Consider the following 23,750-nt stretch of genomic DNA (forward strand, 5'->3'; position numbering starts at 1 on the left):
TTCGAAGAACCTGAATGGCTCTAAAAGTTTCTAGAATTACCTTTGTAATAAAGGAATTTCAGTTTGTTGCACAAACTTGTATGTTTACTACTTTATGAAAAGTAGTACCATCATCTGGCTTGAATCATGTGTGCATGATTCCTTATTGCATTGTTTAGTTTTCAAAGAACACTATGCTTTTCTCAGAAGCTTTTACTTCGTGAGTCAGCTTTTATAATATAACTCTTTTCCAAAGCCTTGTCAACAACTTTTTAAAATTATTTCAGACTTCGCTATGAAGTTATTCATTCGTCTTCACCTTTGCTGTCCATCTCTGCGCATCGGGTGACGACTTGTCCTATATTACACGTTTATTACCTCATTGTCAACATTATTATTGCTTATTTTTAGTTTTTCAGTTACAAATTCTTCCATCAATAGCTATGTTTTAACAAAAACAGCTACCATATGTAAGCCTTTTAATAGTATAATTGAAGGTATCTTTGTGGCCTTAATGCAGGCCCAAAACGGAGGACTATTACTTAATGATTAATTTATCACAAATTGCTACTGAGCAGGCCAATCCATCTACTGCTCATATTGATGAGCTTTCCACATTGGAAATGCTGAAAACAATTAATGAGGAGGATCATAAGGTGGCCAGCTCCATTGAGCCGGCCCTGCCTGTTATAGCCCAGGTGGTTGATATCATTGCCCAGAGGCTGAAAAACGGTGGCCGTCTTTTCTATATAGGTGCCGGAACCTCAGGACGTCTTGGCATTCTTGATGCAGTGGAATGTCCCCCTACCTTCGGCACAAATCCGGAGCTGGTACAGGGCATTATCGCCGGCGGTACTCCAGCTATTTTCAAGGCTGTTGAAGGTGCTGAGGATTCCCTGGAGCTGTCCCGTGGTGATTTAAACGAATACTGCTTCAACGACAAGGATGTCTTGGTGGGCATTGCTGCTTCCGGCCGCACTCCATACACCTTGTCTGCCATTAATTATGCAAAAGAAATCGGGGCCACTGCCGTATCTCTTACCTGCAGCCCAGATTCTCCTATGGAAAAAGCGGCTGATTATGCTATTGTAGTACAGCCGGGACCGGAGGTTATTACCGGCTCCACCCGCCTTAAGGCAGGCACCGCCCAAAAGCTTGTGCTCAATATGTTATCCACCGGCACCATGATTAAGCTGGGCAAGGTGTACGGCCATTTAATGGTGGATGTAAAGGCTTCCAACAATAAACTGACTGAACGGGCCACCAGAATTGTCATGGAGGTTACGGACTGCGACCGTGAAACTGCAGTTGAAGCCTTAAAAGAGGCAAAGGGCAAGGCTAAGCTGGCTATTTTCCATATTATTTCCGGCGAATCAATTGAAACATCCAAAAAACTGCTGGATGAATCTGAAGGCTATATCGGCATGGCCTTAAAGAAGCTGCCAAAATCTGATAATTAACATAGAGAGGTACCACATGGATTACAAGGAAATTGCTGAACAAATATACACTAAAGTAGGCAAGAAGAATAACATTACCGATGTTACCCACTGCATGACCAGACTCCGTTTAAAGCTAATGGATTATGACAAGGCTGATACGGATGCCATAAAAAAAATACAGGGTGTTATGGGCATCAATATTAATGAGGCAGAGCTGCAAATTGTTCTGGGCCCTGGCAGAGTGGATAACGTATTCAGCGAATTTACTGCTCTGATGGATAATGAAGCTTCCAGTAATAATATTGAGGCATTCTCCTCCAAGAGTGGAGATATTAAAAAACCTTCCATTGGTGACGGCAAGGAGCTTCATGCACAAATCCGGGCAAAGAATGCCACTCCATTTAAGTTGCTGACCAAGCGTATTGCAAATATTTTTATCCCTATGATTCCCGGTTTTATTGCCTGTGGCTTGCTGACCGGAATTTTGGGAATATCCTTCAAGATTAATCCGGAACTGACCAGCTGGCCTATTATTCAGCTGCTGACAGTTATGAGTAATGCTATTTTCTTTGGCTTAAATATCCTGGTGGGCTACAATGCAGCCAAGGAATTTGGCGGATCTCCCACCATGGGTGCCATTTTGGCCATTGTTCTAAGCCATCCAAATCTTGCCAATATTAATCTTATGGGAAATAATCTGGTGCCGGGCCGTGGTGGTATAATTGCAGTCCTTATGGTGGCTATTCTGGGAGCTCTTCTGGAACGTTATTTGAAAAAAATCATTCCTGAAATGTTTAGCCTGTTTCTCACGCCATTGCTTGTTCTGCTTATTGGTGGTCTGACTGCCATATTTATATTGCAGCCTGTAGGACAGATCATTGCAGAAGGCATCGGAATGGCAGCTACTACTGCCATTCAACAGGGTGGCGTTATTACCGGCTTTATACTTGGCGGAATATGGTTGCCCCTGGTCATGCTTGGGATTCATCAGACCATGACTCCTATTCATGCCCAGCTTTTGTCTGAATATGGTGTTACTATTCTCCTGCCTATTCTGGCTATGGCCGGCTGTGGCCAAATTGGTGCCTCCATTGCTGTCTATGTAAAAACAAAAAATAAATTTCTCAAAAAAACCATTCTCTCTGCCCTGCCTGTTGGTATAATGGGAGTAGGCGAACCACTTATTTACGGTGTTACCCTGCCCCTGGGCAAGCCTTTTATCGGAGCCTGCATTGGCGGTGCCTTCGGCGGTGCCGTACAGGCGGCATTTATGGTAGGAGCCTCTGCCATGGGTATTTCCGGGTTGCCTCTGGCTGCCACCACTAACAATATCCCTGTTTATCTTGTTGGTCTTGTAGTGGCATATATAGGTGGTTTCATTGCCACATGGATTATAGGCTTTGATGACCCTGAGGAGGAAGAAGAGTAATATGAGTAATGGAATTTCAGTTTATCTCGGTCTTGATAACCATTTTGATGAAAACATTGCACTTATAAAAAAAGCATCCCAGTCCGGGATTAAGCGGATTTTTACCTCCCTGCACATTCCTGAGACTAATGCTGAAGTTTTAAAGGCTGAACTTAAAGAGATTCTTGATACAGCCAAAGAATGCAATATGGACGTTATCTCCGACGTATCTCCGCGTGCCATGAAGACTTTGGGCATTGCTGGATTCTCCCTCAATAATTTTGCTGAGCTGGGAATCTACACTCTGCGACTCGATGACGGTTTCACTACCGACGACATTATTACTATGAGCCAGAATGACCTTGGCATAAGGCTGCAGCTTAACGCCTCCACCGTCACCGGAGAATTTCTGGATAAGCTGAAATCTTCCGGTACAGACATGACAAAGCTGGAAGCCATGCACAATTTCTTCCCCCGGGAAAATACGGGGCTTTCTGAAGAATTCGTTTATAATAAGACCTGTCTCTTACATCAATATGGCATTAAGGTGAGTGCGTTTATTCCGAGCCTTCATCGTCCACGTTCACCAATCTTTGCCGGGCTTCCTACTCTGGAAATGCACCGCAAAACCAGCTTTGATTTTTCTCTGCGTCATCTGTTGGCTATAGGCATTGACTCCGTATTTGTGGGTGATTCCCTGCCAAGTGACAGGGAGCTGGAATTATTGGGGGCCTATTCCGATACTGATGCCATCCTGCTTCGTCCTGAGCCTTGGACAACAGATGAGGACATTATAGATATCCTGAAAAAATCCTTTACCACCCGTCCTGACGAGGCACGTGACGTAATCCGTACCCAGGAAAGCCGAAGATATGTGCAGGAGGCCAATATAACCATAAAAGCGGACAACTGCGGTCCACGAAATGTTGGCTATGTTACCCTTGATAATGAAAACTACGGCCGTTATCAGGGGGAGCTGCAGATCATAAAGAGCTTCCTCCAGGCCGATCACCGAGTCAACATTGTGGCCTCCCTGTCCAATGATGAAAAACAGCTTATCAAATATCTTACTCCAGGCAAAGCCTTCAAATTCGTATTTTAAGTATTTGTTATAACAAAAAAGGGATAAAACCTAACCGCCAGGCGGATTGGTTTTATCCCTTTTAAATTGCTCAAATCAATGGATTAGCTATGAGCTGCAGCCTTTCTGACTACATCATAGTCTCCATCCTTGGCCTTTACGAAGCCGTTAATCTTAACGCCCTTCATGATGCTGCCGACAGCTGCATCGCTGTCATTCATGCGCTCAAAGGCCTGAGTCAGCTGCTTAACAATCTCCGGATCTACACCAGGACCTGCTGCAATAGCATCCTTTGGAATAGGGTCAGTCATGAAGATAATATCCAGATTGTTGGCTGCATTGGCACCAGCCTGCTCAAATGCCTCGGAATATGTAGCACCGGCCTCAATTACACCGTTCAATACGGCCTCAATAACCTTGTTGTGGCTGCCCAGGAATCTGGTAGAGCCAAAGAAGGTATCAGGGTTCTTGCCGTTTTCAATAAGAGCTGCCTTTGGATATACATAGCCGGAAGCAGACTTCTTGTCAACAAAACCGAAGGACTTGCCCTGCAAATCGTTGAGGGTCTTTATGCCGCTGCCCTTCTTGGTAATGATGTAACCAGTATAATTAGTTGCATTGTTTACCTTTGGAGTTACCAAAGGAGTAATATTGGTAGTACTCTTGGCAGATACATAAGCCGCCGGGGAGAACCAGCCCACATCAGCAAGATTATTTTTCAGGGCGCTGCCCAATGCTTCATAATCATTTACAATAATGGTTCTTGCCTTCAGGCCAATCTTCTTGGCTACCTCAGCAAGAATTGGCATATGGCTTGCCCGAATCTTTTCCGGAGCAGTGAACGGATTTACTGCGAAGATAATCTCATCCTTGCTCTTGAACTGTACAGCCACCTTCTGGAGGTTATCACTAACATTCAGGAGAGACTTGGCATATTCACCGATTTCATCCAGACTTGCCAGCTGATGGCTAACCGCAGAGCTGGTCTCCTGGGTATTGCCGGCAATATCAACAGTAGCCTGTCCGATGCTCTCAATAACCTTGGCCATTTCATCAGTAGTTGCACACTGTCTGTTGGACATGTCACTAAGGGAGCTTACCACACTTTCAATGGTACGGATATTGTTAACCATTTCACCCATAGCTGCGGAAGATTCAGCTGCCATGGTTTCAACAGAAGTAAGGCGCTGGGAACCCTCGCGCATGCTCTTGGTAACACCGGAGGTAGTACCGGTGATTTCTTTTACGATTTCCTCAATTTCCTTGGTGGTCTCTTCACTTTCAGCAGCCAGCTTTCTAACTTCCTCTGCTACTACGGCGAAGCCCTTACCATGCTCGCCGGCACGGGCAGCCTCAATAGCCGCATTCAGCGCCAGCAGATTTGTCTGGCTGGCAATACCACGAATCTTTTCAACGAAGTTTTCAATTTTCTCAGAGGCCACATTCAGCTCATCAATATCAGCTACCGCAGACTGTACCACTTCACCAACATTATTGATAGCCCGACTTACCTCATTAATGGAATCACGATACTGTTCAGCCAAGGAAGAAGATTCCTTGCACTGCTCCAAGCTGGAGATAGCAGTATCAGACACATTATGGGCAGAACCGGCAATTTCCATAACACTGGCGGAAGCCTCCTCCAGGCTGCTGGCATTTCCCTGGCTCTTGGAGCTAATGGACAATGCCAATTTATCCAGCTTGTCCAAAGTATTTCTAAACTGGCCAATACCCCATAACAGTTGCTGAGACGCATAGGCCATTTCCTCTGAAATACCCAGCATGTCTACATTTGGCTTGTCTGCCCGTACAACAGCGCTGCTTTCCTTGGCAATTCTTGCTGCTGGTCTGCTGACAGGCTTTGAAACGACCTGTTCATCACCCTTCACGATGGCATTAACACCGGCTGCACCAATGCCTCCCGCAACCACAATGCCAACTATTACGCCAAGGCCACCGCCTATCAGTGAACCGATGACGCAACCAACAGCTGCACTAAGCACCTGGCATAAAATAAGTTTTGATTTCATTCCCTTACTCGCCCCTTTTTATCCTTTTAAAATGCTAATAATTAGCAAGACTCACTATATAAAAATACATGATATTGAAAAAATACACAAGCCTATTATTGCACCGACTATGGAACCATTCATCCTGATCCACAGCAAATCAGGCTCTGCCTTGTCGTAAATCAGATGGTTCATCTGGTCGTCCGTTAGGCTTCCAAGCACATCCCTTGAAATATCACCCAGCATCTCCTGTGCCTGAAGGGCACCACGCCCGGTAATACCATACACTGTATCATTGACAAAGTCATTGATACCCGTCTTGTTTTCAAGTAGCTTCCAAAAGGTATCAATCAATAATCTCGCCAGCCAATACATGATTTTGCCTTCTTCACTGCCCCCAACAAAATCAATTTTGGCCACAGAATTCCTTACATAAAAAGTCTCTTCCTTAGTTTTCGACCAAGTGGTGGAGAATTCCTGCTTTAATTCAAAATTATTTAGGGTCTTTTTTACTACTTCTGTTAATGAAGCTAAAACCGCCTGTCGCTCATGACTACCATTGGTTGCCAGCTGTTCCAAAAGCTTGACGGCCTGTTGCTGAGTAAGCTCTGCCGCCTCCTCTACATTAACAAGATTGGAGCTTTGCGCCCCTGCCATCATCATCTTGGCCATGGGGTTGTCAAGCTTTCCTTCTATATAATTGTCCAAATAATCACCCAGGACCTGTTTAAAACCGTCCTGAGATACATAACGGCCTGCGCCCTTAATAAATTCATCAGCCAGACGCTCCACAACATCGCTGTTTTCAGTGCCACGGCCCAGCTCCTCCATAAGCTTTTCACCCATAGCGGGGCTGTTCAGCCACTCATCCAGCTTATTGGCCGCCAGTATCTTTATGCCATTTATATTTTCCGCCAGAAGGGTCTGAAGCCATTTGGCCGCCTTGTCACGGTTTTCCTCCAGGGTAAGCCATTCCATAATCCTTGCGGAATAATCAATGGATTTGGCCTTGTTCAAGAGCTTCTTCTTGGAAAAAAATTCCTTCTGCAGCATTTTTCCTGTAGCTTCCACAAAGGCCTCCCGCCGTCTCGGCAGAATAGCTGTATGATATGGGAACCCCAAAGGCTTTTTGAAAAGGGCCGTTACTGCAAACCAGTCGGCAATACCACCCACCAGTGCAGCCTCCGCACAAAAAAGCAACCCCTTGGCAAAAAGATTATCAGGATATTCAATGTGGAGGCACAGGGTAAAGAAGAATATCGCCGCCGCCCCAAGCAGGGTTTTATCGGCCTTGTTCCAGTTCTTCCAAATCATGGATGAATCACCTGCCCTGCCAAATAAACTACAATATACAAAGCCATGCCGGCCAGGGAGCCAACCACAGAGCCATTGATACGAATCATCTGCAGATCATCAGCCACCTTCTCCTCGGTAAACTCCACCAATTCCTCATCGGAAAGCCCCTTAAGGCGTTCCTCAATCATATTGGTAATGGTGTGATGATTGTTCTCCAGCTCCTTTGCCATCCACGCCTTGATAACCGTGTCCATTTTCTGCTTCCATTCATGGTTTTCCACAAATTTTTCCAGAAAATCCTGAGCCGCCTTATGGACCTTGTCACCGATTTCACGGCTGGAAATAACACCCGCAAGATAGTTATTTACCATAGCCTCTATCCTTTCCTCCGAGGATAATCCACAAAGCTTCTCCTCAAGATTATCCCTGAGTCTTTGATTTTGGCATAGCAGCTGCATCCGTTCCAGCATCCACTGAGAAAGCTTTTGCCACTTTTCCTCATCATTTCGCACAGAGTCAATCCAGTTCCCAGCTTTATTAAGCAGCAGTCCCGTAACCTTTTCCCTGTCAATGCCCATGAGCCCCATTACGAAACCGCGGCCCATACCGTCTCCCTCGTATTTTTTTAGAAATTCTCCCACATTTTCCCTCAAAATAGAGGCAAGGGCTTCTTCCTTAAGGATATCCTCGCCAGCATCCAGCAGGCACCTAAGTATAACATCAGATATTTCCCTGTTGGAAAGGCGCTCCATTATATCATTGGAAACGGCAGGAATAATTTTTCCATCCACTGTTTCCTTAATAAACGGAGTCACCCTTTTTGCCATGGTTAGGGTATCAATATCCCTGATTATTACCCTTGCAGTTTCCTCTGCCAGCACAGACAGGCGTTCCTTGCCCTGGGCATCGATGTAACGGGCCAACAGCTCTGCCACATCCTGCTTGTTGACAAACTGCATGACATTTTCTGTGCTTAAAAGATCATGGCCTACGAACTCCACTATTGCGTCCATAATCCGCTGCCGGTTTCTTATGATTATTTCCGTTTTATAAGAAATGCCCAGTGGCTTTCTAAAAATAGCGGTAACAGCAAACCAGTCCGCCATGCCGCCGATGGTGGCGGCCAAAAAACCGTTGTGCAGCATACCGCCCCAAAAGCCATAAGCTGATGGCCAGGACATGGTTGCCCCCGCCCCGAGAACACTTATGGCCAGTGCCACTGTTGCTTTATATTTCTTCTTCATTGATTACCTCGACAATTCAAAATGCTGTCCGGGGAAGATGTCCATTTTCACCTGCCCCTGGACAGCACTTAAATCTATGCTTTTTTCGACAAGCCATCAGCCTCGGCCCGTGGTCCTCTTTCCTTGGCTACCGACAGCATCAGCTTGATGCGGTTCATCTGATTAACCTCACTGGCCCCGGCATCACAGTCAATGGCCAGAATATTGGCTCCCTTATAGTGACGGCGCAGCTCATGAATAACCCCCTTGCCGGTAATATGGTTTGGCAGACAGCCAAATGGCTGCAGACATACCACGTTCGGCACGTTGTTCTTTATCAGCTTAACCATTTCACCGGTCAGGAACCATCCCTCGCCGGCCATATTGCCCAAGGACACGTGTTCCTTGGCCATCTGGGCAATTTCCTTAATTGTATGAGGCGGTGTAAACCGCTTGCTGTGCTTCATGGCCTTCCGCACCGGGCGACGATAAAACTCCATAAGCTGGATAAACATCTGGGATATCAGCTTGCTCTTCAGCTTACCATCCAGCAATTCCCGTTTCACAACCGCATCATAAGCGGAATACATAAAGAAGTCCACAAAGTCAGGCATAACCACCTCAGCCCCCTCCTCGTAAAGGAGACGTTCAATGTGGTTGTTGGCCACCGGATGGTACTTGGCCAGAATCTCACCTACAATGCCAACCTTTGGCTTCCACATATTTTCATCTATTGGAACAGCCTCAAAATCCTCCACAATAGCCTTGATGTTATTGGAGAACCGCTTGTAGCTGCCCTTCTTTTCGTTCAGGTCCGCCTTGCAGCGTTCCATCCACTGGGCATACAGCCTATCACTGTCACCAATGTGCAGCTCATAAGGCTTGGTGCGGTTCTTCACATTCATGAGAACATCACCATATACCGCCGCTTTAATGGCGTCCGTCAGGCTATCCCTATCAAAATGGAAGGCATCTGTTTCCAGGCCCCAGCAGGCAAATACAGGAACCTGAGGATAACCCGCATCCTTCAATGCCTGGCGCAACACATTGATATAATTGGTGGCCCGGCAGGCACCACAGGTCTGGAACAGCATAATGGATGTATTGTTCGGGTCACACTTGCCCTGCTGAATGGCATTTATCAGCTGGCCAATGACAACGATGGCCGGATAGCACATATCGTTATGAACAAACTTCAGCCCAACATCCACCGCACTCCGTGGCATTTCAGGAATGATGACATTGTAGCCATGCTTGTTCAGCACCGACTCAAACAGCTCAAACTGAATTGGAGCCATCTGCGGTGCCAGAATGGTATGGGTACCCTTGCACTCCTCCGTAAACCGTGGACGCTCGGAAATTTCCAGCTGCTGATATTCCACCGGCTTGCGACGGGCCAAGGCCGCAATAAGGGAACGCAGGCGAATACGGGCTGCCCCCAAATTGCTTACATCATCCAGCTTAATCATGGTATAGATACGCTCATGGTCCTCCAGAATGGACTTCACCTGGCCGGTGGTCAGGGCATCCAGTCCACATCCAAAGGAGCTGAACTGAATAAGTGTTACGTTGTCATGCTCTGCCACATAGTGTGCCGCATGATAAAGCCGGGCATGATAGCTCCACTGGTTGACAATTTTCAGTGGCTCCGACTTAACCGGCATATGATAAACTGCGTCCTCGGAAATAATCGGCAAATCATAGCTCTGAATCATCTCCGGAATGCCGTGATTTATCTCCGGATCCACATGATAAGGACGGCCCGCCAGCAAAATAACGTGCTGACCCTTGGCCTCTGCTTCCTTCAGAATTTCGGCACCCTTCTGGCGCACCTCCTCCCGATAGGAGTCCAGCTCTGCGTAAGCCATTTCTGCCGCCTTGGCAATGGCCGACTTCTTTAGGCCCTCACCATGCCCCAGCTCCTCATAAAGGCGCTTGACCATCTTTTTCTTGTCATTGATTGGCAGGAATGGTTCCAGAAATTCTACATTCTTTTCCTGTAAAATATCCATGTTGCCACGGATATTTTCCGCATAAGAGGCCACCACAGGGCAATTGAAATGATTATCAGATGGATGCTGGTCATCGGTCATATTATATGGCAGGCATGGATAGAATATCTTATCAATTCCCCGCTCCACCAAATCCATTACGTGGCCGTGAACAAGCTTGGCAGGATAGCACAGGGAATCCGACGGTACTGTAGCCATACCGCTATAGTACAGCTGAGCCGAGGATTCACTGGACAATACCACCTCATACCCCAATTCCGTAAAGAAGGTAAACCAGAACGGATAATCCTCGTACATGTTGAGAACCCGCGGAATACCAATTTTACCCCGTGGAGCTTCCTTTAGCGGCTTATAGTGATTAAACAGCCTGTCATATTTAAATTGATAAATATTGGCTGCCTTTCGTTCTTTTCGTTCCTTGCCAGCTCCCCGCTCACAGCGGTTTCCGGTGAAGTAACGTCCCCCATCCGGGAATATCTGCACTGTAACCTGGCAGGAGTTGCCACAGCCCTGACAGCGGAAGGAATTGCTCTTTACAGTAAAGCTCTCCAGCTCCTCCAGTGGCAAAATACTGGACTGCTGACTGCCGGATTCCAGAGACAAGATCGCTGCCCCATAGGCCCCCATAAGGCCCGCAATATCCGGTCTGATAACATTACGCTCCAGCAGGAGCTCCATGGAACGCAGAACTGCATCATTGTAGAAGGTACCGCCCTGAACCACAATATGCTCCCCCAAGGAGCTGACATCCTTCAGCTGCATTACCTTAAACAATGCATTTTTTATGACTGACAAGGCAATGCCGGCGGAAATATCCCCTACTGCAGCCCCATCCTTCTGGGCCTGCTTTACCTTGGAATTCATAAATACTGTACAACGGGTGCCCAAATCAACCGGAGCCTTGGACTCCAGTGCCTTGGCCGCGAATTCTCCCGCTGTCATATTAAGGCTCTGGGCAAAGTTTTCTATAAAGGAGCCGCAACCGGCAGAGCATGCCTCATTAAGGGTGATGCTGCCAATGTTGCCCTTATTGACATAGAAACACTTCATATCCTGACCACCGATGTCCAATACAAAGGACACTTCCGGACAAAATTCCTGGGCCGCCCGAAGGTGGGCAAAAGTCTCTACCTCGCCATTATCTGCATGCAGGGCCGCCTTGACAATAGCTTCACCATAGCCCGTAGTGGTAACAGAGGCGATATAGGAGTCCTGGTTCATGGCCCCATAAAGCTCTTTCATTTCCTGCACCACTGTATTCAGCGGTGAACCGTGATTGCTGCCATAAGAGGTATACAGCAGCTCCTTATTTTGGCCAATAGCCGTCAGCTTGGTAGTAGTAGAGCCTGCATCTATACCCACATATATAGGCCCCTTATAGCTGGCCATATCAGCCTTTGGTACCCTGTCCCTATCGTGACGGACCTTAAATTCCTCATAATCCGCATCATTTTCAAAAAGGACAAAATCGGCCTGACGGCTTTCCGATGCCAAAACCTCCTCAGCCTTTTTAATACTATCCGTGAGCTCACTGAATTCTACCGGCCGAGCCTCCTCGCTCATGGCCGCACCCACAGCTACAAAGTAATTTCCCTCTACAACCTTCACCACATTTTCCTCGGCCAGCTTCAAGGTTTCAATAAACCGTTTCTTCAGCTCCGGCAAAAAATGCAGCGGACCACCCAAAAAGGCCACATTGCCATCAATAGGCCGTCCCTGGGCCAGATTGCTGATGGTCTGATTCACCACTGCCTGGAAAATGGACAGGGCAATATCGGCCTTGGAAGCGCCATCATTCATCAAAGCCTGAATATCTGTCTTGGCAAATACGCCACAGCGGGAGGCAATGGTATAAATCTGCTTGCCCTTTTCCGCTAAAGCATTAAGGCCCTGAGCATCCGTGGACAGCAGAGAAGCCATCTGGTCGATAAAGGAACCTGTACCACCGGCACATACCCCATTCATACGCTGCTCCGGTGCCTCGCCAAAATAAGTAACCTTGGCATCCTCTCCCCCCAGCTCCACTACTGTATCAGTGCACGGAATCAGAGACTTTACAGCAGAAGCACAGGCAATAACCTCCTGAACAAAAGGCAGACCAATCCGCTCCGCTATACCCATACCGGCCGAACCAGTAAGGGCCAGTGAAAACGTCTTGTCTTCGATGACCTTACTTAATGCATGAAGGTTTTCTTTTAAAACAGAATTGATTTCAGAAAAATGCCGGGCATATTTCTTGTAAATCAACTCCCGTTCCTTGTTGAGAACTACTACTTTAATCGTGGTTGAACCAACATCAATTCCAACCCGTAAAAGAGTATTCATTCTTTCACCACCTGAGAACACAAAACTATCTAAAAGCCTGCCTAAAAACAGGCCTACTTACCCTAATGTATATTATAACTCAGTTGTTCTAATTTTTCCATTCTATGGAAAAATCTACCTATTTAGAGTTTCAACAAGACCCACTTAAACATCATGTCTTGTTATAACTCAGTTGTTCTAATTTTTCCATTCTAAGGAAAAATCCTTATATTTAATCATACTGTATTTTATCAATTTTCTGTTTAAATAAAGTACTATATGACATCTGTTTTGTTATATTAGCTTTTTATGGTGTCAGCAAATTTTACTGCCACTATTTTCTTTTTAGAAAAAATCTTTTTCCACTTATGATATTTGAATAATTTTTCGATTAGTATATAATCAAACCTATAGAGGGATTGTTGGGGGAGGTAAATATGAACTTCGAAGATTACTATGCCTTAGGCGAACAGATTCATAGCTGTTTGCTTGATGTCCGGGGAATGAAGGATGAAATGAAGCAGGTTGACAAAATGCTGGACAGTATTCAGGAAAAGCTGAATACATCCATTGATTCATTCCCGGGTGCTTGTCGATCGTAATATGTAATAGGATATACACAAAAAAGGACAGTCGTTTTGACTGTCCTTTTATTTTTATGGCTTATCCTTGCACGAAAGAGAAATGGAGCCTCTGCATATAACACACAGAAGCTCCAAAAAATTACTCATAAAAAACCTGCTCCAGATAAAGGCCCTGGGCCGGAGCGGTAGCTCCCGCCTGAGTTCTATCCAAGGAGGCCATTATCCTCTTAAAATCCTCCACGGATTTCCAGCCTAATCCCACATTACCCAGAGTACCTACAATATTTCTTACCATGTGGTAAAGAAAACCATTGGCATGGAAGGTCAGCTCCACTATGCGGCCTCCCTGCTGAACAGCCAGGGATGCTTCATAGATATTGCGGACAGGACTTACCGGTGGCCCGCCAGCCGCCCGAAATGCACTGAAGTCATGCTCACCCCTGATAAGCTCAAGACAGGCCTTCATGGACTCTATATCCAGTTCCTTGCGGATATTCCAGCTGTAATTACGCTCAAAGGGGTCGGGAATATCCCCCTGCAGAATACGATATTTATAAATCTTGCTGACAGCACTGTGGCGGGCACTGAATTCCCGGTCAGCCTCCGCCGCCTCCAGTACCACAATATCCGGTGGCAATATGCTGTTCACCGCCCGTGGTACCCTGTCCACAGGAATGGAACCATCGGTAAAGAAGTTCACCACCTGCCCCCGGGCATGAACCCCGGCATCAGTACGGCCGGATGCGGCCAGCTCCACTGTGTCCCCAAAGACCTTCTGAAGTCTGTCCTCCAAAATATTCTGCACCGCAATGGCAGGCGGATTTTGCCGCTGAAAGCCATTGTAATTAGTGCCGTCATAGGCCACCGTAAGCCTTATATTGCGCTTGCGCGCCTTCATTATATCCTTATGCTCCGGCTTCATATTTCATCCTTTATATTATTAGCATCACAATATTATCTGTACAGCAATCAAAGACACCAAAAACAGGGCAAAAATTCCCCCGGCCCAAAAATCTATATCATGAAGCCGCTGCTGCTTCATGCGGGTCCGGTCCACACCACCCTGATAGCACCGTGCTTCCATGGCAATGGCCAACTCGTCGGCCCGCCTGAAGGCTGAAATAAACAATGGTACCAATATAGGTATCATCCCCTTGGCCCGCTGGAGAAAGTTTCCATCCCCAATATCCGAGCCCCGGGATTGCTGGGCCTTCATTATCTTGTCCGTTTCCTCCAACAGTGTTGGAATAAACCTCATGGCAATGGTCATCATCATGGCCAGCTCATGGGCAGGAAAGCCGATTTTCTTTAATGGTGACATTAACGACTCCAAAGCATCTGTCAGCTTTAAGGGTGACGTGGTAAACATCAGCAGGGAGGAAACCATAATCATCAATACCAACCGTAGACTGATGATAAAGCCCTGTATTATGCCTTCCCTGGTCATGGCAAAATTCCACACCTTGAAAATAGGTTCCCCCGGAGTACTGAAAAGATGAATGCCAAAGGAAAAGAGAATAATCCACCACAAGGGCTTGATGGATTTCAATACCATACCCACCGGCAGCCTGGACAGTATCACTGCCCCCAGGGCTCCTGCCGTCATAATGCCGTAATTGACATGATTATCAAAGAGAAAAATGGCTACTATGTAAATAAACAGCAGCACAATTTTCACCCGTGCATCCATGTTGTGAAGGGGCGAGGTTCCGGGGAAATATTGTCCCAGGGTAATATCTGTCAACATTTTCCCGCCCTCCTTAATGCTTCCGTTATCTCCTGTACAGCCTTATCCATGGTAAAGGCATCATTCTCAATAGCCAGACCATTGGCCGCCAGTTCATTCATGATAGACTTGACCTCAGGCAGCTCAAGACCCGCCTGACGGATTACCTCCGTTTTTGAAAAGGCTTCCGCCGGAGGTGCTTCAAGGGTTACCTTCCCCCGATTAAGAATAATTACATTGTCAGCATAGCTGGCAATATTATCCATATTATGGGATATCAGCACGATAGTGGTTCCCTGCGCCTTGTGCAGCTTCCGAAACTTGTCCATCAAGGACTCCCGCCCCTTAGGGTCCAGCCCCGCTGTAGGTTCATCCAATACCAGATACTTTGGTTTCAAGGCCAAAATACCCGCTATGGCGGCCCGACGCTTCTGACCGCCACTCAGTTGAAATGGGGAGCGTTTACCGTACTTATCATAGTCCAAATCCACGAATTCCATGGCTTTTTTTACCCGTTCCAATGTCTCTTCCTCAGAACAGCCCATGTTGGTTGGGCCAAAAGCAATATCCTTGGCCACGGTTTCCTCAAAAAGCTGATATTCCGGGTACTGAAACACAATACCCACCTTGCGGCGGGCTGTCTTTGCCTCATTGCTTTTCCTGCTGATATCCACCCCATCCACAAGGACACTGCCCGCGGCCGGCTTCAACAGGCCATTGAAGTGCTGAATGAGAGTGGACTTTCCGGAGCCAGTATGACCCGCAATGGCGGTTATTACCCCCTCCGGAATGGTCAGGGTTATATCGTCCAGAGCCAGCCGTTCAAAGGGAGTCTTGGGCATATATACATGGGATACATTCTTTAATTCTATTGACATAATGCCTTCACCAAATCCTCTGTATTAATAATGGACTCCGTTATCTTAACGCCCTTTTGCTGCAGTCTGTAGGCCATCTCCGCGGCCATAGGCACAGCCAGCCCCCGTTTTTTCATACTGCCTATATCCTTGAATATCTCCCGTGGAGTACCATCTGCCACCAAGTGCTTCTGGTCCATGACAAATATCCGGTCTGCCAGGGCCGCTTCCTCCATAAAATGAGTAATATAAATGGTGGTGATACCCCGCTCCTTATTAAGGCGGGACACCGTATCCATAACCTCATGGCGTCCTCTGGGATCCAGCATGGCTGTAGGCTCATCCAGAACAAGGCATCTGGTATTCATGGCCAAAGCCCCCGCAATGGCCACCCGCTGCTTTTGGCCGCCGGAAAGATGATGTGGTGAAAAGCTGCGAAATTCCTCCATATCCACTGCCCTAAGGGCCGCCGTTACATTACGGCGTATCTCATGGGGGTCAAGGCCGATGTTTTCCGGCCCAAAGCCAATATCATCCTCCACAATGGCGGCAATAATCTGGTTGTCCGGATTCTGAAATACCATGCCTATCTGCTTGCGTATATCGTAGGTATGGCTCTCATCCGTGGTATCCATACCATCCACTATACACTTGCCCGACGTGGGCAGAAGCAGGCCATTAAAATGCTTGGCCAGAGTGGACTTGCCGGACCCGTTTGTGCCCAATATGGCCACAAACTCCCCTTCATTAATCTTTATATTAACATTCTCTACTGCCAAGTATTCATTTTCCATCCCGGCATTATATATATGGGTTAAATCAATGCATTCAATAAAGCTCATGCAAAACACCTCTAGTTTTATATTATACGTTTTTTCATTCGTTAACGCAATTACTACCGGAGGTTGACATTAATATTGCCTTCCAAGGCAACAAAAAAGAGACATTCCATAAGGAATGTCTCTTTCATATGTCTTAGCTGTAAATTACTTTACGAGCTCAAGGATAACCATTGGAGCTGCGTCACCACGACGTGGGCCCAGCTTCAGGATACGGGTATAACCGCCCTGACGATCCTTGCACTGCTCAGCGATTTCGCTGAACAGCTTTCTAACAACATCTTCATCAGCAAGCTGAGCAAGAGCCTGACGACGAGCAGCCAAATCACCGCGCTTAGCGAGAGTGATGAGCTGTTCTGCAAGGCCGCTGATCTCCTTGGCCTTAGCCTCGGTAGTCTCAATGCGCTCATGCTTGAAGAAGGAAGTCAGAATGCTCTTGAACAGTGCCTTACGGGCACTGGAGTTACGACCTAATTTTCTGTAAGCCATTTATTTCCCTCTTTCCTATATCTAATCTCGAAATGTCAATCAGTCATCTGCCAAATCATCAGCAGAACCATCATTTTCCTTAAGTGAAAGGCCCAACTCCTGGAGCTTGTTCTTGATTTCCACCAAGGACTTGTTACCAAGATTACGAACCTTCATGATTTCAGCCTCAGTCTTGTTGATGAGGTCACGAACTGTCTTGATTTCAGCTCTCATCAGACAGTGATAAGAACGAACAGTCAGCTCGAGCTCCTCAACCTTCTTGTCAAGGATTGGGGCATCATTCATATCAATGCCTTCACCAGCAGCTTCAATCGCATCAGCTACTGCTGCAGGCTTGGTATCAATAATCAGATTGCTGAAGAGCTTCAGTCTTGCAATCAGGATACCTGCTGCCTTGCTGACAGCTTCCTCAGGAGTAATGGAGCCATCGGTCCAAACCTCCATGGTCAGCTTGTCATAATCGACAGTGTCACCCACACGGGTATCTTCAACTCTGTAGTTAACACGGCGTACAGGGGAGAAAATAGAGTCAATAGGAATCTCACCAATAGCCTGATCAGGTTTCTTATTCTTATCGCCTGGAACATAGCCAAGACCATGCTCTACAGTCATCTCTATATTAAGGGAACCTGTTTCGTTAACAGTTGCGATATGCAGGTCCGGGTTAAGAATCTCAATATCAGCATCATGAATAATATCAGCTGCTGTTACTTCCTTCTCGCCCTTAACCTCGATGCGGATAGTTTTAGGTTCATCGCTGTGCATCTTAAGGCAGAGCTCCTTAAGGTGAAGGATGATGTTGGAAACATCATCACGCACACCTGGAACTGTGGAGAACTCATGCAACACACCATCAATTTTGATGGCGGTAATTGCTGCACCTTGTAAAGAGGACAGGAGTATGCGGCGGAGACTGTTACCAAGGGTAATGCCATAGCCACGCTCCAAAGGCTCGCAGATAAACTTACCGTAGCGGCCGTCCTCACTGATTTCCTCTATCTGAATCTCAATCTTCTGCTTGTCGATTTCGATCATCTGGAATTGCCCTCCTCAATAAATCAATGCATATATGTACAAATACGACAATTAATACACAGATATTATTTGGAGTACAACTCGACGATAGCCTGGCTGTCAACAGGGATATCGAAATCATCAGCAGCAGGGAATCTGTTGATGGTACCGGTGAAGTTATCGGAACCTACAGTAATCCATGCTGGAACGCTCAGAGCGCTGTTGGACTCAGCCAGCTCCTTGAAGAAAGCGTTGGAGCGAGCCTTTTCGGAAACTGCTACAACATCATTTACATCAACGAGAGCGGATGGAATGTCCAGACGCTTGCCGTTCAGAGTGATATGACCATGACGAACGAGCTGACGAGCCTGCTTACGGGTAGAAGCAAGACCAAGACGGAATACTACGTTGTCGATTCTTCTCTCGAGAAGGCTGATGAGGTTATCACCAGTGATGCCCTGCATCTTCTTTGCCTTGTTATAGTAAGAACGGAACTGCTTCTCCAGTACACCGTAAATGAACTTTGCCTTCTGCTTTTCCTTCAGCTGTACACCGTACTCGGAAACCTTGCCGCGGGTACGACGTGGCTGACGGTTGGAACTCTTATTCAGACCAATAACACCTGGCTCGATACCGAGGGAACGGCATCTCTTCAGTGCTGGTACTCTATCAATTGCCATTTAGTTTGCACCTCCCATTATACTCTTCTACGCTTTGGTGGACGGCAACCATTGTGTGGGATTGGGGTAACATCCTTAATCATGCTAACCTCAAGACCAGTTGCCTGCAGGGAACGGATTGCTGCCTCACGGCCAGCACCAGGACCCTTAACGTAAACATCAACCTGCTTCAAGCCATGCTCCATAGCAGCCTTTGCAGCAACCTCTGCTGCCATCTGAGCTGCGAATGGAGTGCTCTTTCTGGAACCACGGAAACCGAGGCCGCCAGCGCTTGCCCAGGAAAGTGCATTACCGTTCTTGTCGGTCAAGGTAACGATAGTATTATTAAAGGTGGAGCTGATATGAGCAACACCAAATTCGATATTTTTACGGTCCTTTTTCTTAGGACGTACAGACTTCTTAACTGCCACTCTAACTCCTCCTTACTTCTTCTTACCAGCTACAGCCTTTTTAGGGCCCTTGCGGGTACGTGCGTTATTCTTTGTGTTCTGTCCGCGTACAGGAAGACCCATACGATGACGACGACCACGATAGCAGCCGATCTCAACGAGTCGCTTTATATTCAGGGACTGCTCACGACGGAGGTCACCCTCTACTACTACCTGCTTATCGATGATATCACGAAGCTTAATAACCTCGTCTTCGCTCAGATCACGGGTACGGGTATCTGGGTTAACACCAGTCTCCTTCAACAGTCTCTGAGAAGTGGTAAGACCAATACCATAGATATATGTTAATGCAATCTCAATTCTCTTATCACGTGGCAAATCTACACCGGCAATACGTGCCATACATCAAGCACCTCCTTCTTAATTATCCTTGTCTCTGTTTATGTTTTGGGTTCTCGCAAATAACCATTACACGACCCTTACGCTTAATAACCTTGCATTTTTCACAAATTGGTTTAACCGATGGTTTAACTTTCATTGCGTTATGCCCCTTTCATGTACTATCTTCGATTGCTCAAAGATTATTTAAAACGATAGGTGATACGGCCACGAGTTAAATCATAAGGTGTCAGCTCAATAGTGACCTTATCCCCTGGCAGAATGCGTATAAAATTCATTCGAATCTTACCGGAAACATGCGCCAAGACAACATGACCGTTCTCCAACTCCACCTGGAACATTGCATTTGGCAGTGCTTCCAGGACTTTACCTTCAACTTCAATTACATCTTGTTTAGACATAAGTGGTATTGCTCCTTAGTGTCATAACCTAGGAAAGGTGGCCGCAGAGCGGCCCCATTTTCCGGCATAGCAGCCGAAGCTGCACGATTCTTCTATAATAATTCGGTAGTACCAGACAAAATCTTGTCTGTCTATGACTCTTAAGCCTTCAGGGCATCAACCATGTCCTTGAAAACCTTGTCGATAGCCTGACGTCCATCAATCTCTAAGTATAAACCAGCTTTCTGGTAATAGTCAATCAATGGTTTAGTCTGAGCTTCATATACGGACAACCGATTCTTCATAGTTTCCTCGGTGTCATCTGCTCTCTGATAAAGCTCGCCGCCGCACTCATCACACTTGCCTTCAACCTTGGATGGGCTGAACTTAATGTGGAAGGTTGCGCCGCAAGCCTTGCAGATTCTGCGTCCTACTGCTCTCTCGACGAGATCAGAGGAAGGAACAGTAATGTTAACAACGCTCTTCAGGCTAAGTCCCAAATCTGCCAAAATCTTGGTGAGGGCATCAGCCTGCTCAACTGTACGAGGGAAACCATCCAAAATAAAGCCCTTCTTGCAGTCGTCCTGAGCAAGACGCTCACGGACAATGCCGATGGTAATTTCATCTGGAACAAGGTTTCCGGCATCGATACATGCCTTCGCCTGCTTTCCGAGCTCAGTACCTTCCTTGATGGCGGCACGGAACATGTCGCCAGTGGAAATATGTGGAATACCAAACTCTTTCACCAGGTTAGCTGCCTGAGTGCCTTTACCGGCACCCGGAGGGCCCATTAAAAGTAAATGCATTTAACTATCCTCCTAATTCATAAAACCTTGGTAATGACGCATTACTACCATGGACTCAATCTGCTTCATGGTGTCAAGGCCAACGCCTACAACAATCAGCAGTGCTGTACCACCAAAGTTTACACCCTCAAGATGAGTTGCGGATGCAATAAATGTTGGAAGAACAGCTACAAGAGCCAGGAACAACGCGCCAGCAAGCGTAATTCGAGTCATGACATAATCTAAATATTCTGCCGTTGGCTCTCCCGGACGAATGCCCGGGATAAAACCACCGTATTTTTTCAGATTCTCTGCCATATCCGATATCTTTACAGTAACCGCGGTGTAAAAATACGTGAAGAAGATAATCAACAATGCGTACACTGTTGTTTGTAGCGGTGTACCCCACGCAAAATACCCGGCAATCTGTTTTACCCAGGGGATATCAATAAACTGGGCAATAGTTACTGGAAACATCAGCACGGATGACGCAAAGATTATTGGAATAACTCCCGCGGTGTTAACCTTGAGCGGGATGTGACTGGACTGTCCGCCATAAGACTTATGGCCAACAACCCTCTTCGCATAAGATACTGGAACCCTGCGATAAGCTGTGTGAATTGCAACAACGAACACAATCATCGCTACAGCAATCACTGCGAAGAAGAAAACATTAATATAACTAATGGTTCCTGTCTGTAAGTAATTATAAATCTTTCCAATGTTGTTTGGCAACGCAGCTACGATACCGGCGAAAATGATCAGTGAGATACCATTTCCAACACCGTTGGCTGTAATCTGCTCACCAAGCCACATGAGGAAAACTGTACCAGCGGTCAGTGTAATCGCAATAATCAGGATTGACACCGGACCTGGATTTAAGATAGCCTGCTTCAAACCGATGGACATACCCATAGCCTGAAGGAAGGCAAGTAATACTGTGAAATATCTTGTAACCTTGGTGGTTTTCTTGTAGCCTTCCTGACCTTCCTTTGACCACTGCTCCAGGGTTGGAACAACCACATTCAGGAGCTGAATGATAATAGAAGCGTTAATGTAAGGCGTAATACTCATAGCAAATATGGAGAACTTACTAAGAGCACCACCGGAAAACATATCCAGTAAACCGAAAAGACTGCCATTGTTGAACAGCGATTCAATTGCTGATGGATCAACACCTGGAACAGGAATATGAGTACCCATTCTGAAGATGGCGAACATAACCAGCGTAAAAGTGATCTTTGCTCGAAGCTCCGGAATCTTGACGATATTAGAGAGAGCTGATAACAAATCAGATCACCTCGACTTTTCCACCTGCTGCAGTAATCTTTTCTTCAGCGGACTTGGTGAAGCCATTGGCAACAACAGTCAGCTTCTTGGTGAGTTCACCGTTGCCGAGGATACGAACGCCATCGCGAACGTTCTTCAGGATGCCAGCCTCGATCAATGCAACAGCATCAACAGTAGCACCATCCTCAAAGCGGTTCAGGGTCTCAACATTAACCTCTGCATAAACGTTAGCAAAGATGTTCTTGAAACCACGCTTTGGCAATCTACGATACAAAGGCATCTGACCACCCTCGAAACCGGTACGAACGCCGCCGCCGGAACGGGACTTCTGACCCTTCATACCTCTGCCGGAGGTCTTGCCATTACCGCTGCCCAGACCACGACCAACGCGGAAAGCGTTCTTGCGGGAACCAGCAGCTGGAGATAATTCATTTAACTTCATCTTTTAAGTGCACCTCCTTGATCTCAGGCCTGCTCTTCAACAGTTACGAGATGCTCTACCTTGTGGATCTGGCCACGGAGAGACTCACTGTCTGGAAGCTCTACTGAGGAATTCAACTTCTTAAGTCCTAATGCTTTGATAGTAGCACGCTGAGTAGCTGGTCTACCGATCAGACTTCTGGTAAGAGTAATTTTTAAATTTGCCATTTCAAAACCCTCCTTAACCTAAAAGTTCCTGTACGGTCTTACCGCGAAGCTCAGCTACCTTCTCAGCCTGCTTCAGCTGCTCAAGACCCTTCAAGGTTGCACGAACCATGTTATTAGGATTGGAAGAACCAAGAGACTTGGTCAAGATATCCTTAATACCAGCGAGCTCGAGTACGGCACGTGCTGGACCACCAGCGATAACACCAGTACCTTTGGCAGCTGGCTTCATCAGTACACGGCCTGCACCGAAAATACCAATCATCTCATGAGGGATAGTAGTACCCTTCAGAGAAACATCAATCAGGTTCTTTTTAGCGTCTTCAACGCCCTTGCGAATTGCTTCCGGAACCTCTGCAGCCTTACCTAAGCCTGCACCAACCTGACCCTTCTCATTACCAACAACAACAAGTGCGCTGAAGGAGAAGCGACGGCCGCCCTTAACAACCTTAGCAACTCTATTAATGTATACAACTTTTTCCTGGAACTCAGGAGTCTCGTTGTCTATTCTAGCCATCTATGTACCTCCTTTACAAATATTAGAATTTCAAGCCAGCTTCACGAGCGGCTTCAGCAAGTGCTGCAACACGGCCATGATATACATAACCACCACGGTCGAAAACTACTTCGGTGATGCCCTTTTCCAGAGCGCGCTTAGCAACTGCCTCGCCAACTTTCTTAGCAGCCTCTACATTACCACCGTAGTTCTGGAAATCCTTATCCTTTGTGCTGGCAGATACGAGAGTAACACCGTTAACATCGTCGATAACCTGAGCATAAATGTTGCTCAAGCTGCGGAATACGTTAAGACGTGGTCTCTCAGCAGTGCCGGAAATATGGTTGCGTACACGAAGGTGACGCTTCTGACGAGCTTTATTTTTATCTTCCTTAACAAACACTGTCGGTTACTCCTTTCTGG

The 23,750-nt window shown here is 46.7% G+C and carries 25 protein-coding genes; 4 read left to right on the forward strand and 21 right to left on the reverse strand.

The window, feature by feature from the left end:
• The first annotated feature begins 524 nt into the window (after positions 1-524).
• Genes murQ through D081_RS04285 form a run of 3 tightly spaced genes read left to right on the forward strand, consistent with a single transcriptional unit; the run spans position 525 to position 3,931 of the window.
• Complete coding sequence (murQ, locus tag D081_RS04275) at positions 525-1,439, forward strand: N-acetylmuramic acid 6-phosphate etherase (RefSeq protein ID WP_085022907.1); 915 nt, start codon at positions 525-527, stop codon at positions 1,437-1,439.
• A gap of 16 nt (positions 1,440-1,455) precedes the next feature.
• Complete coding sequence (locus D081_RS04280; protein ID WP_085022908.1) at positions 1,456-2,850, forward strand: PTS transporter subunit EIIC; 1,395 nt, start codon at positions 1,456-1,458, stop codon at positions 2,848-2,850.
• Position 2,851: 1 nt separating this feature from the next.
• The gene (locus D081_RS04285; RefSeq protein WP_085022909.1) at positions 2,852-3,931 is read left to right on the forward strand and encodes a DUF871 domain-containing protein; all 1,080 of its coding nucleotides are present in this window, start codon (positions 2,852-2,854) and stop codon (positions 3,929-3,931) included.
• A gap of 83 nt (positions 3,932-4,014) precedes the next feature.
• On the opposite strand, the gene phnD is transcribed toward D081_RS04285, so the two are convergent.
• The 4 genes from phnD to D081_RS04305 form a co-directional block, all read right to left on the reverse strand.
• Entirely contained in the window at positions 4,015-5,940 is a 1,926-nt protein-coding gene (gene phnD / locus D081_RS04290; protein WP_085022910.1) for a phosphate/phosphite/phosphonate ABC transporter substrate-binding protein, read from the reverse strand.
• 54 nt (positions 5,941-5,994) lie between these two features.
• Positions 5,995-7,233: a DUF445 domain-containing protein gene (locus D081_RS04295; protein ID WP_085022911.1), complete on the reverse strand. Its 1,239-nt coding sequence runs from the start codon at positions 7,231-7,233 to the stop codon at positions 5,995-5,997.
• Positions 7,230-8,459 (reverse strand): DUF445 domain-containing protein, encoded by a 1,230-nt coding sequence (locus tag D081_RS04300; RefSeq protein ID WP_085022912.1) that lies wholly within the window; start codon positions 8,457-8,459, stop codon positions 7,230-7,232. Before D081_RS04300 ends, D081_RS04295 begins: the two co-directional genes overlap by 4 nt.
• A 74-nt stretch (positions 8,460-8,533) precedes the next feature.
• A complete protein-coding gene (locus D081_RS04305) occupies positions 8,534-12,775 on the reverse strand; it encodes a 2-hydroxyacyl-CoA dehydratase (protein WP_085022913.1) in 4,242 nt (1,413 codons plus the stop codon).
• A gap of 416 nt (positions 12,776-13,191) precedes the next feature.
• Between D081_RS04305 and D081_RS12615 the strand changes: the two genes are divergently transcribed.
• Positions 13,192-13,356 (forward strand): hypothetical protein, encoded by a 165-nt coding sequence (locus D081_RS12615; protein ID WP_158087553.1) that lies wholly within the window; start codon positions 13,192-13,194, stop codon positions 13,354-13,356.
• Positions 13,357-13,477: 121 nt separating this feature from the next.
• Here the strand turns inward: D081_RS12615 and truA are convergent, their stop codons facing one another.
• From truA to rplR, 17 genes are all read right to left on the reverse strand, one after another.
• The gene (gene truA / locus D081_RS04310) at positions 13,478-14,260 is read right to left on the reverse strand and encodes a tRNA pseudouridine(38-40) synthase TruA (RefSeq protein WP_085022914.1); all 783 of its coding nucleotides are present in this window, start codon (positions 14,258-14,260) and stop codon (positions 13,478-13,480) included.
• A gap of 24 nt (positions 14,261-14,284) precedes the next feature.
• The gene (locus D081_RS04315; RefSeq protein ID WP_085022915.1) at positions 14,285-15,085 is read right to left on the reverse strand and encodes an energy-coupling factor transporter transmembrane protein EcfT; all 801 of its coding nucleotides are present in this window, start codon (positions 15,083-15,085) and stop codon (positions 14,285-14,287) included.
• On the reverse strand, positions 15,079-15,942 hold the full coding sequence (locus D081_RS04320; protein WP_085022916.1) for an energy-coupling factor transporter ATPase: 864 nt from the start codon (positions 15,940-15,942) through the stop codon (positions 15,079-15,081). The genes D081_RS04315 and D081_RS04320 overlap by 7 nt, the downstream gene beginning before the upstream one ends.
• Positions 15,933-16,763 carry an energy-coupling factor transporter ATPase gene (locus D081_RS04325; protein ID WP_085022917.1) on the reverse strand — a complete coding sequence of 277 codons (831 nt, stop codon included), beginning with the start codon at positions 16,761-16,763 and terminating at the stop codon, positions 15,933-15,935. The genes D081_RS04320 and D081_RS04325 overlap by 10 nt, the downstream gene beginning before the upstream one ends.
• Before the next feature lie 144 nt (positions 16,764-16,907).
• On the reverse strand, positions 16,908-17,249 hold the full coding sequence (gene rplQ, locus D081_RS04330) for a 50S ribosomal protein L17 (RefSeq protein WP_085022918.1): 342 nt from the start codon (positions 17,247-17,249) through the stop codon (positions 16,908-16,910).
• A 39-nt stretch (positions 17,250-17,288) separates the two neighbouring features.
• Positions 17,289-18,284 carry a DNA-directed RNA polymerase subunit alpha gene (locus D081_RS04335; RefSeq protein ID WP_085022919.1) on the reverse strand — a complete coding sequence of 332 codons (996 nt, stop codon included), beginning with the start codon at positions 18,282-18,284 and terminating at the stop codon, positions 17,289-17,291.
• A 65-nt stretch (positions 18,285-18,349) separates the two neighbouring features.
• The gene (rpsD, locus tag D081_RS04340; RefSeq protein ID WP_027397573.1) at positions 18,350-18,943 is read right to left on the reverse strand and encodes a 30S ribosomal protein S4; all 594 of its coding nucleotides are present in this window, start codon (positions 18,941-18,943) and stop codon (positions 18,350-18,352) included.
• A gap of 17 nt (positions 18,944-18,960) precedes the next feature.
• A complete protein-coding gene (gene rpsK / locus D081_RS04345) occupies positions 18,961-19,353 on the reverse strand; it encodes a 30S ribosomal protein S11 (RefSeq protein WP_027397572.1) in 393 nt (130 codons plus the stop codon).
• Between the two features lie 12 nt (positions 19,354-19,365).
• A complete protein-coding gene (rpsM, locus tag D081_RS04350; RefSeq protein WP_085022920.1) occupies positions 19,366-19,734 on the reverse strand; it encodes a 30S ribosomal protein S13 in 369 nt (122 codons plus the stop codon).
• A gap of 22 nt (positions 19,735-19,756) precedes the next feature.
• Entirely contained in the window at positions 19,757-19,870 is a 114-nt protein-coding gene (gene rpmJ, locus D081_RS04355; protein ID WP_058965281.1) for a 50S ribosomal protein L36, read from the reverse strand.
• A gap of 43 nt (positions 19,871-19,913) precedes the next feature.
• Complete coding sequence (gene infA / locus D081_RS04360) at positions 19,914-20,132, reverse strand: translation initiation factor IF-1 (protein WP_009645081.1); 219 nt, start codon at positions 20,130-20,132, stop codon at positions 19,914-19,916.
• Between the two features lie 140 nt (positions 20,133-20,272).
• The gene (locus D081_RS04365; protein WP_085022921.1) at positions 20,273-20,917 is read right to left on the reverse strand and encodes an adenylate kinase; all 645 of its coding nucleotides are present in this window, start codon (positions 20,915-20,917) and stop codon (positions 20,273-20,275) included.
• Positions 20,918-20,929: 12 nt separating this feature from the next.
• Positions 20,930-22,186: a preprotein translocase subunit SecY gene (gene secY / locus D081_RS04370; RefSeq protein WP_085022922.1), complete on the reverse strand. Its 1,257-nt coding sequence runs from the start codon at positions 22,184-22,186 to the stop codon at positions 20,930-20,932.
• Position 22,187: 1 nt separating this feature from the next.
• Positions 22,188-22,628 carry a 50S ribosomal protein L15 gene (gene rplO / locus D081_RS04375; protein ID WP_085022923.1) on the reverse strand — a complete coding sequence of 147 codons (441 nt, stop codon included), beginning with the start codon at positions 22,626-22,628 and terminating at the stop codon, positions 22,188-22,190.
• A gap of 23 nt (positions 22,629-22,651) precedes the next feature.
• Positions 22,652-22,834 carry a 50S ribosomal protein L30 gene (rpmD, locus tag D081_RS04380; RefSeq protein ID WP_027397567.1) on the reverse strand — a complete coding sequence of 61 codons (183 nt, stop codon included), beginning with the start codon at positions 22,832-22,834 and terminating at the stop codon, positions 22,652-22,654.
• A 13-nt stretch (positions 22,835-22,847) separates the two neighbouring features.
• Complete coding sequence (rpsE, locus tag D081_RS04385; RefSeq protein WP_085022924.1) at positions 22,848-23,348, reverse strand: 30S ribosomal protein S5; 501 nt, start codon at positions 23,346-23,348, stop codon at positions 22,848-22,850.
• A 22-nt stretch (positions 23,349-23,370) separates the two neighbouring features.
• Positions 23,371-23,730 carry a 50S ribosomal protein L18 gene (gene rplR / locus D081_RS04390; protein ID WP_085022925.1) on the reverse strand — a complete coding sequence of 120 codons (360 nt, stop codon included), beginning with the start codon at positions 23,728-23,730 and terminating at the stop codon, positions 23,371-23,373.
• Between the last annotated feature and the right edge of the window lie 20 nt (positions 23,731-23,750).

The organism is Anaerovibrio sp. JC8 (assembly GCF_002100115.1).
GTDB lineage: Bacteria > Bacillota > Negativicutes > Selenomonadales > Selenomonadaceae > Anaerovibrio.

Excerpts from the sequence above, each read along its gene's own strand:
- rpsM (WP_085022920.1), bottom strand. The coding sequence starts at position 19,734 with ATGGCACGTATTGCCGGTGTAGATTTGCCACGTGATAAGAGAATTGAG.
- D081_RS04315 (WP_085022915.1), bottom strand. The coding sequence starts at position 15,085 with ATGTTGACAGATATTACCCTGGGACAATATTTCCCCGGAACCTCGCCC.
- truA (WP_085022914.1), bottom strand. The coding sequence starts at position 14,260 with ATGAAGCCGGAGCATAAGGATATAATGAAGGCGCGCAAGCGCAATATA.
- D081_RS04335 (WP_085022919.1), bottom strand. The coding sequence starts at position 18,284 with ATGATCGAAATCGACAAGCAGAAGATTGAGATTCAGATAGAGGAAATC.
- D081_RS04295 (WP_085022911.1), bottom strand. The coding sequence starts at position 7,233 with ATGATTTGGAAGAACTGGAACAAGGCCGATAAAACCCTGCTTGGGGCG.
- rpsD (WP_027397573.1), bottom strand. The coding sequence starts at position 18,943 with ATGGCAATTGATAGAGTACCAGCACTGAAGAGATGCCGTTCCCTCGGT.
- rplQ (WP_085022918.1), bottom strand. The coding sequence starts at position 17,249 with ATGGCTTACAGAAAATTAGGTCGTAACTCCAGTGCCCGTAAGGCACTG.
- infA (WP_009645081.1), bottom strand. The coding sequence starts at position 20,132 with ATGTCTAAACAAGATGTAATTGAAGTTGAAGGTAAAGTCCTGGAAGCA.
- rpsE (WP_085022924.1), bottom strand. The coding sequence starts at position 23,348 with ATGGCTAGAATAGACAACGAGACTCCTGAGTTCCAGGAAAAAGTTGTA.
- D081_RS04300 (WP_085022912.1), bottom strand. The coding sequence starts at position 8,459 with ATGAAGAAGAAATATAAAGCAACAGTGGCACTGGCCATAAGTGTTCTC.
- D081_RS04325 (WP_085022917.1), bottom strand. The coding sequence starts at position 16,763 with ATGAGCTTTATTGAATGCATTGATTTAACCCATATATATAATGCCGGG.
- D081_RS04365 (WP_085022921.1), bottom strand. The coding sequence starts at position 20,917 with ATGCATTTACTTTTAATGGGCCCTCCGGGTGCCGGTAAAGGCACTCAG.
- murQ (WP_085022907.1), top strand. The coding sequence starts at position 525 with ATGATTAATTTATCACAAATTGCTACTGAGCAGGCCAATCCATCTACT.
- D081_RS04280 (WP_085022908.1), top strand. The coding sequence starts at position 1,456 with ATGGATTACAAGGAAATTGCTGAACAAATATACACTAAAGTAGGCAAG.
- D081_RS04285 (WP_085022909.1), top strand. The coding sequence starts at position 2,852 with ATGAGTAATGGAATTTCAGTTTATCTCGGTCTTGATAACCATTTTGAT.
- D081_RS04305 (WP_085022913.1), bottom strand. The coding sequence starts at position 12,775 with ATGAATACTCTTTTACGGGTTGGAATTGATGTTGGTTCAACCACGATT.
- D081_RS12615 (WP_158087553.1), top strand. The coding sequence starts at position 13,192 with ATGAACTTCGAAGATTACTATGCCTTAGGCGAACAGATTCATAGCTGT.
- D081_RS04320 (WP_085022916.1), bottom strand. The coding sequence starts at position 15,942 with ATGTCAATAGAATTAAAGAATGTATCCCATGTATATATGCCCAAGACT.
- rpmD (WP_027397567.1), bottom strand. The coding sequence starts at position 22,834 with ATGGCAAATTTAAAAATTACTCTTACCAGAAGTCTGATCGGTAGACCA.
- phnD (WP_085022910.1), bottom strand. The coding sequence starts at position 5,940 with ATGAAATCAAAACTTATTTTATGCCAGGTGCTTAGTGCAGCTGTTGGT.
- rpmJ (WP_058965281.1), bottom strand. The coding sequence starts at position 19,870 with ATGAAAGTTAAACCATCGGTTAAACCAATTTGTGAAAAATGCAAGGTT.
- rplO (WP_085022923.1), bottom strand. The coding sequence starts at position 22,628 with ATGAAGTTAAATGAATTATCTCCAGCTGCTGGTTCCCGCAAGAACGCT.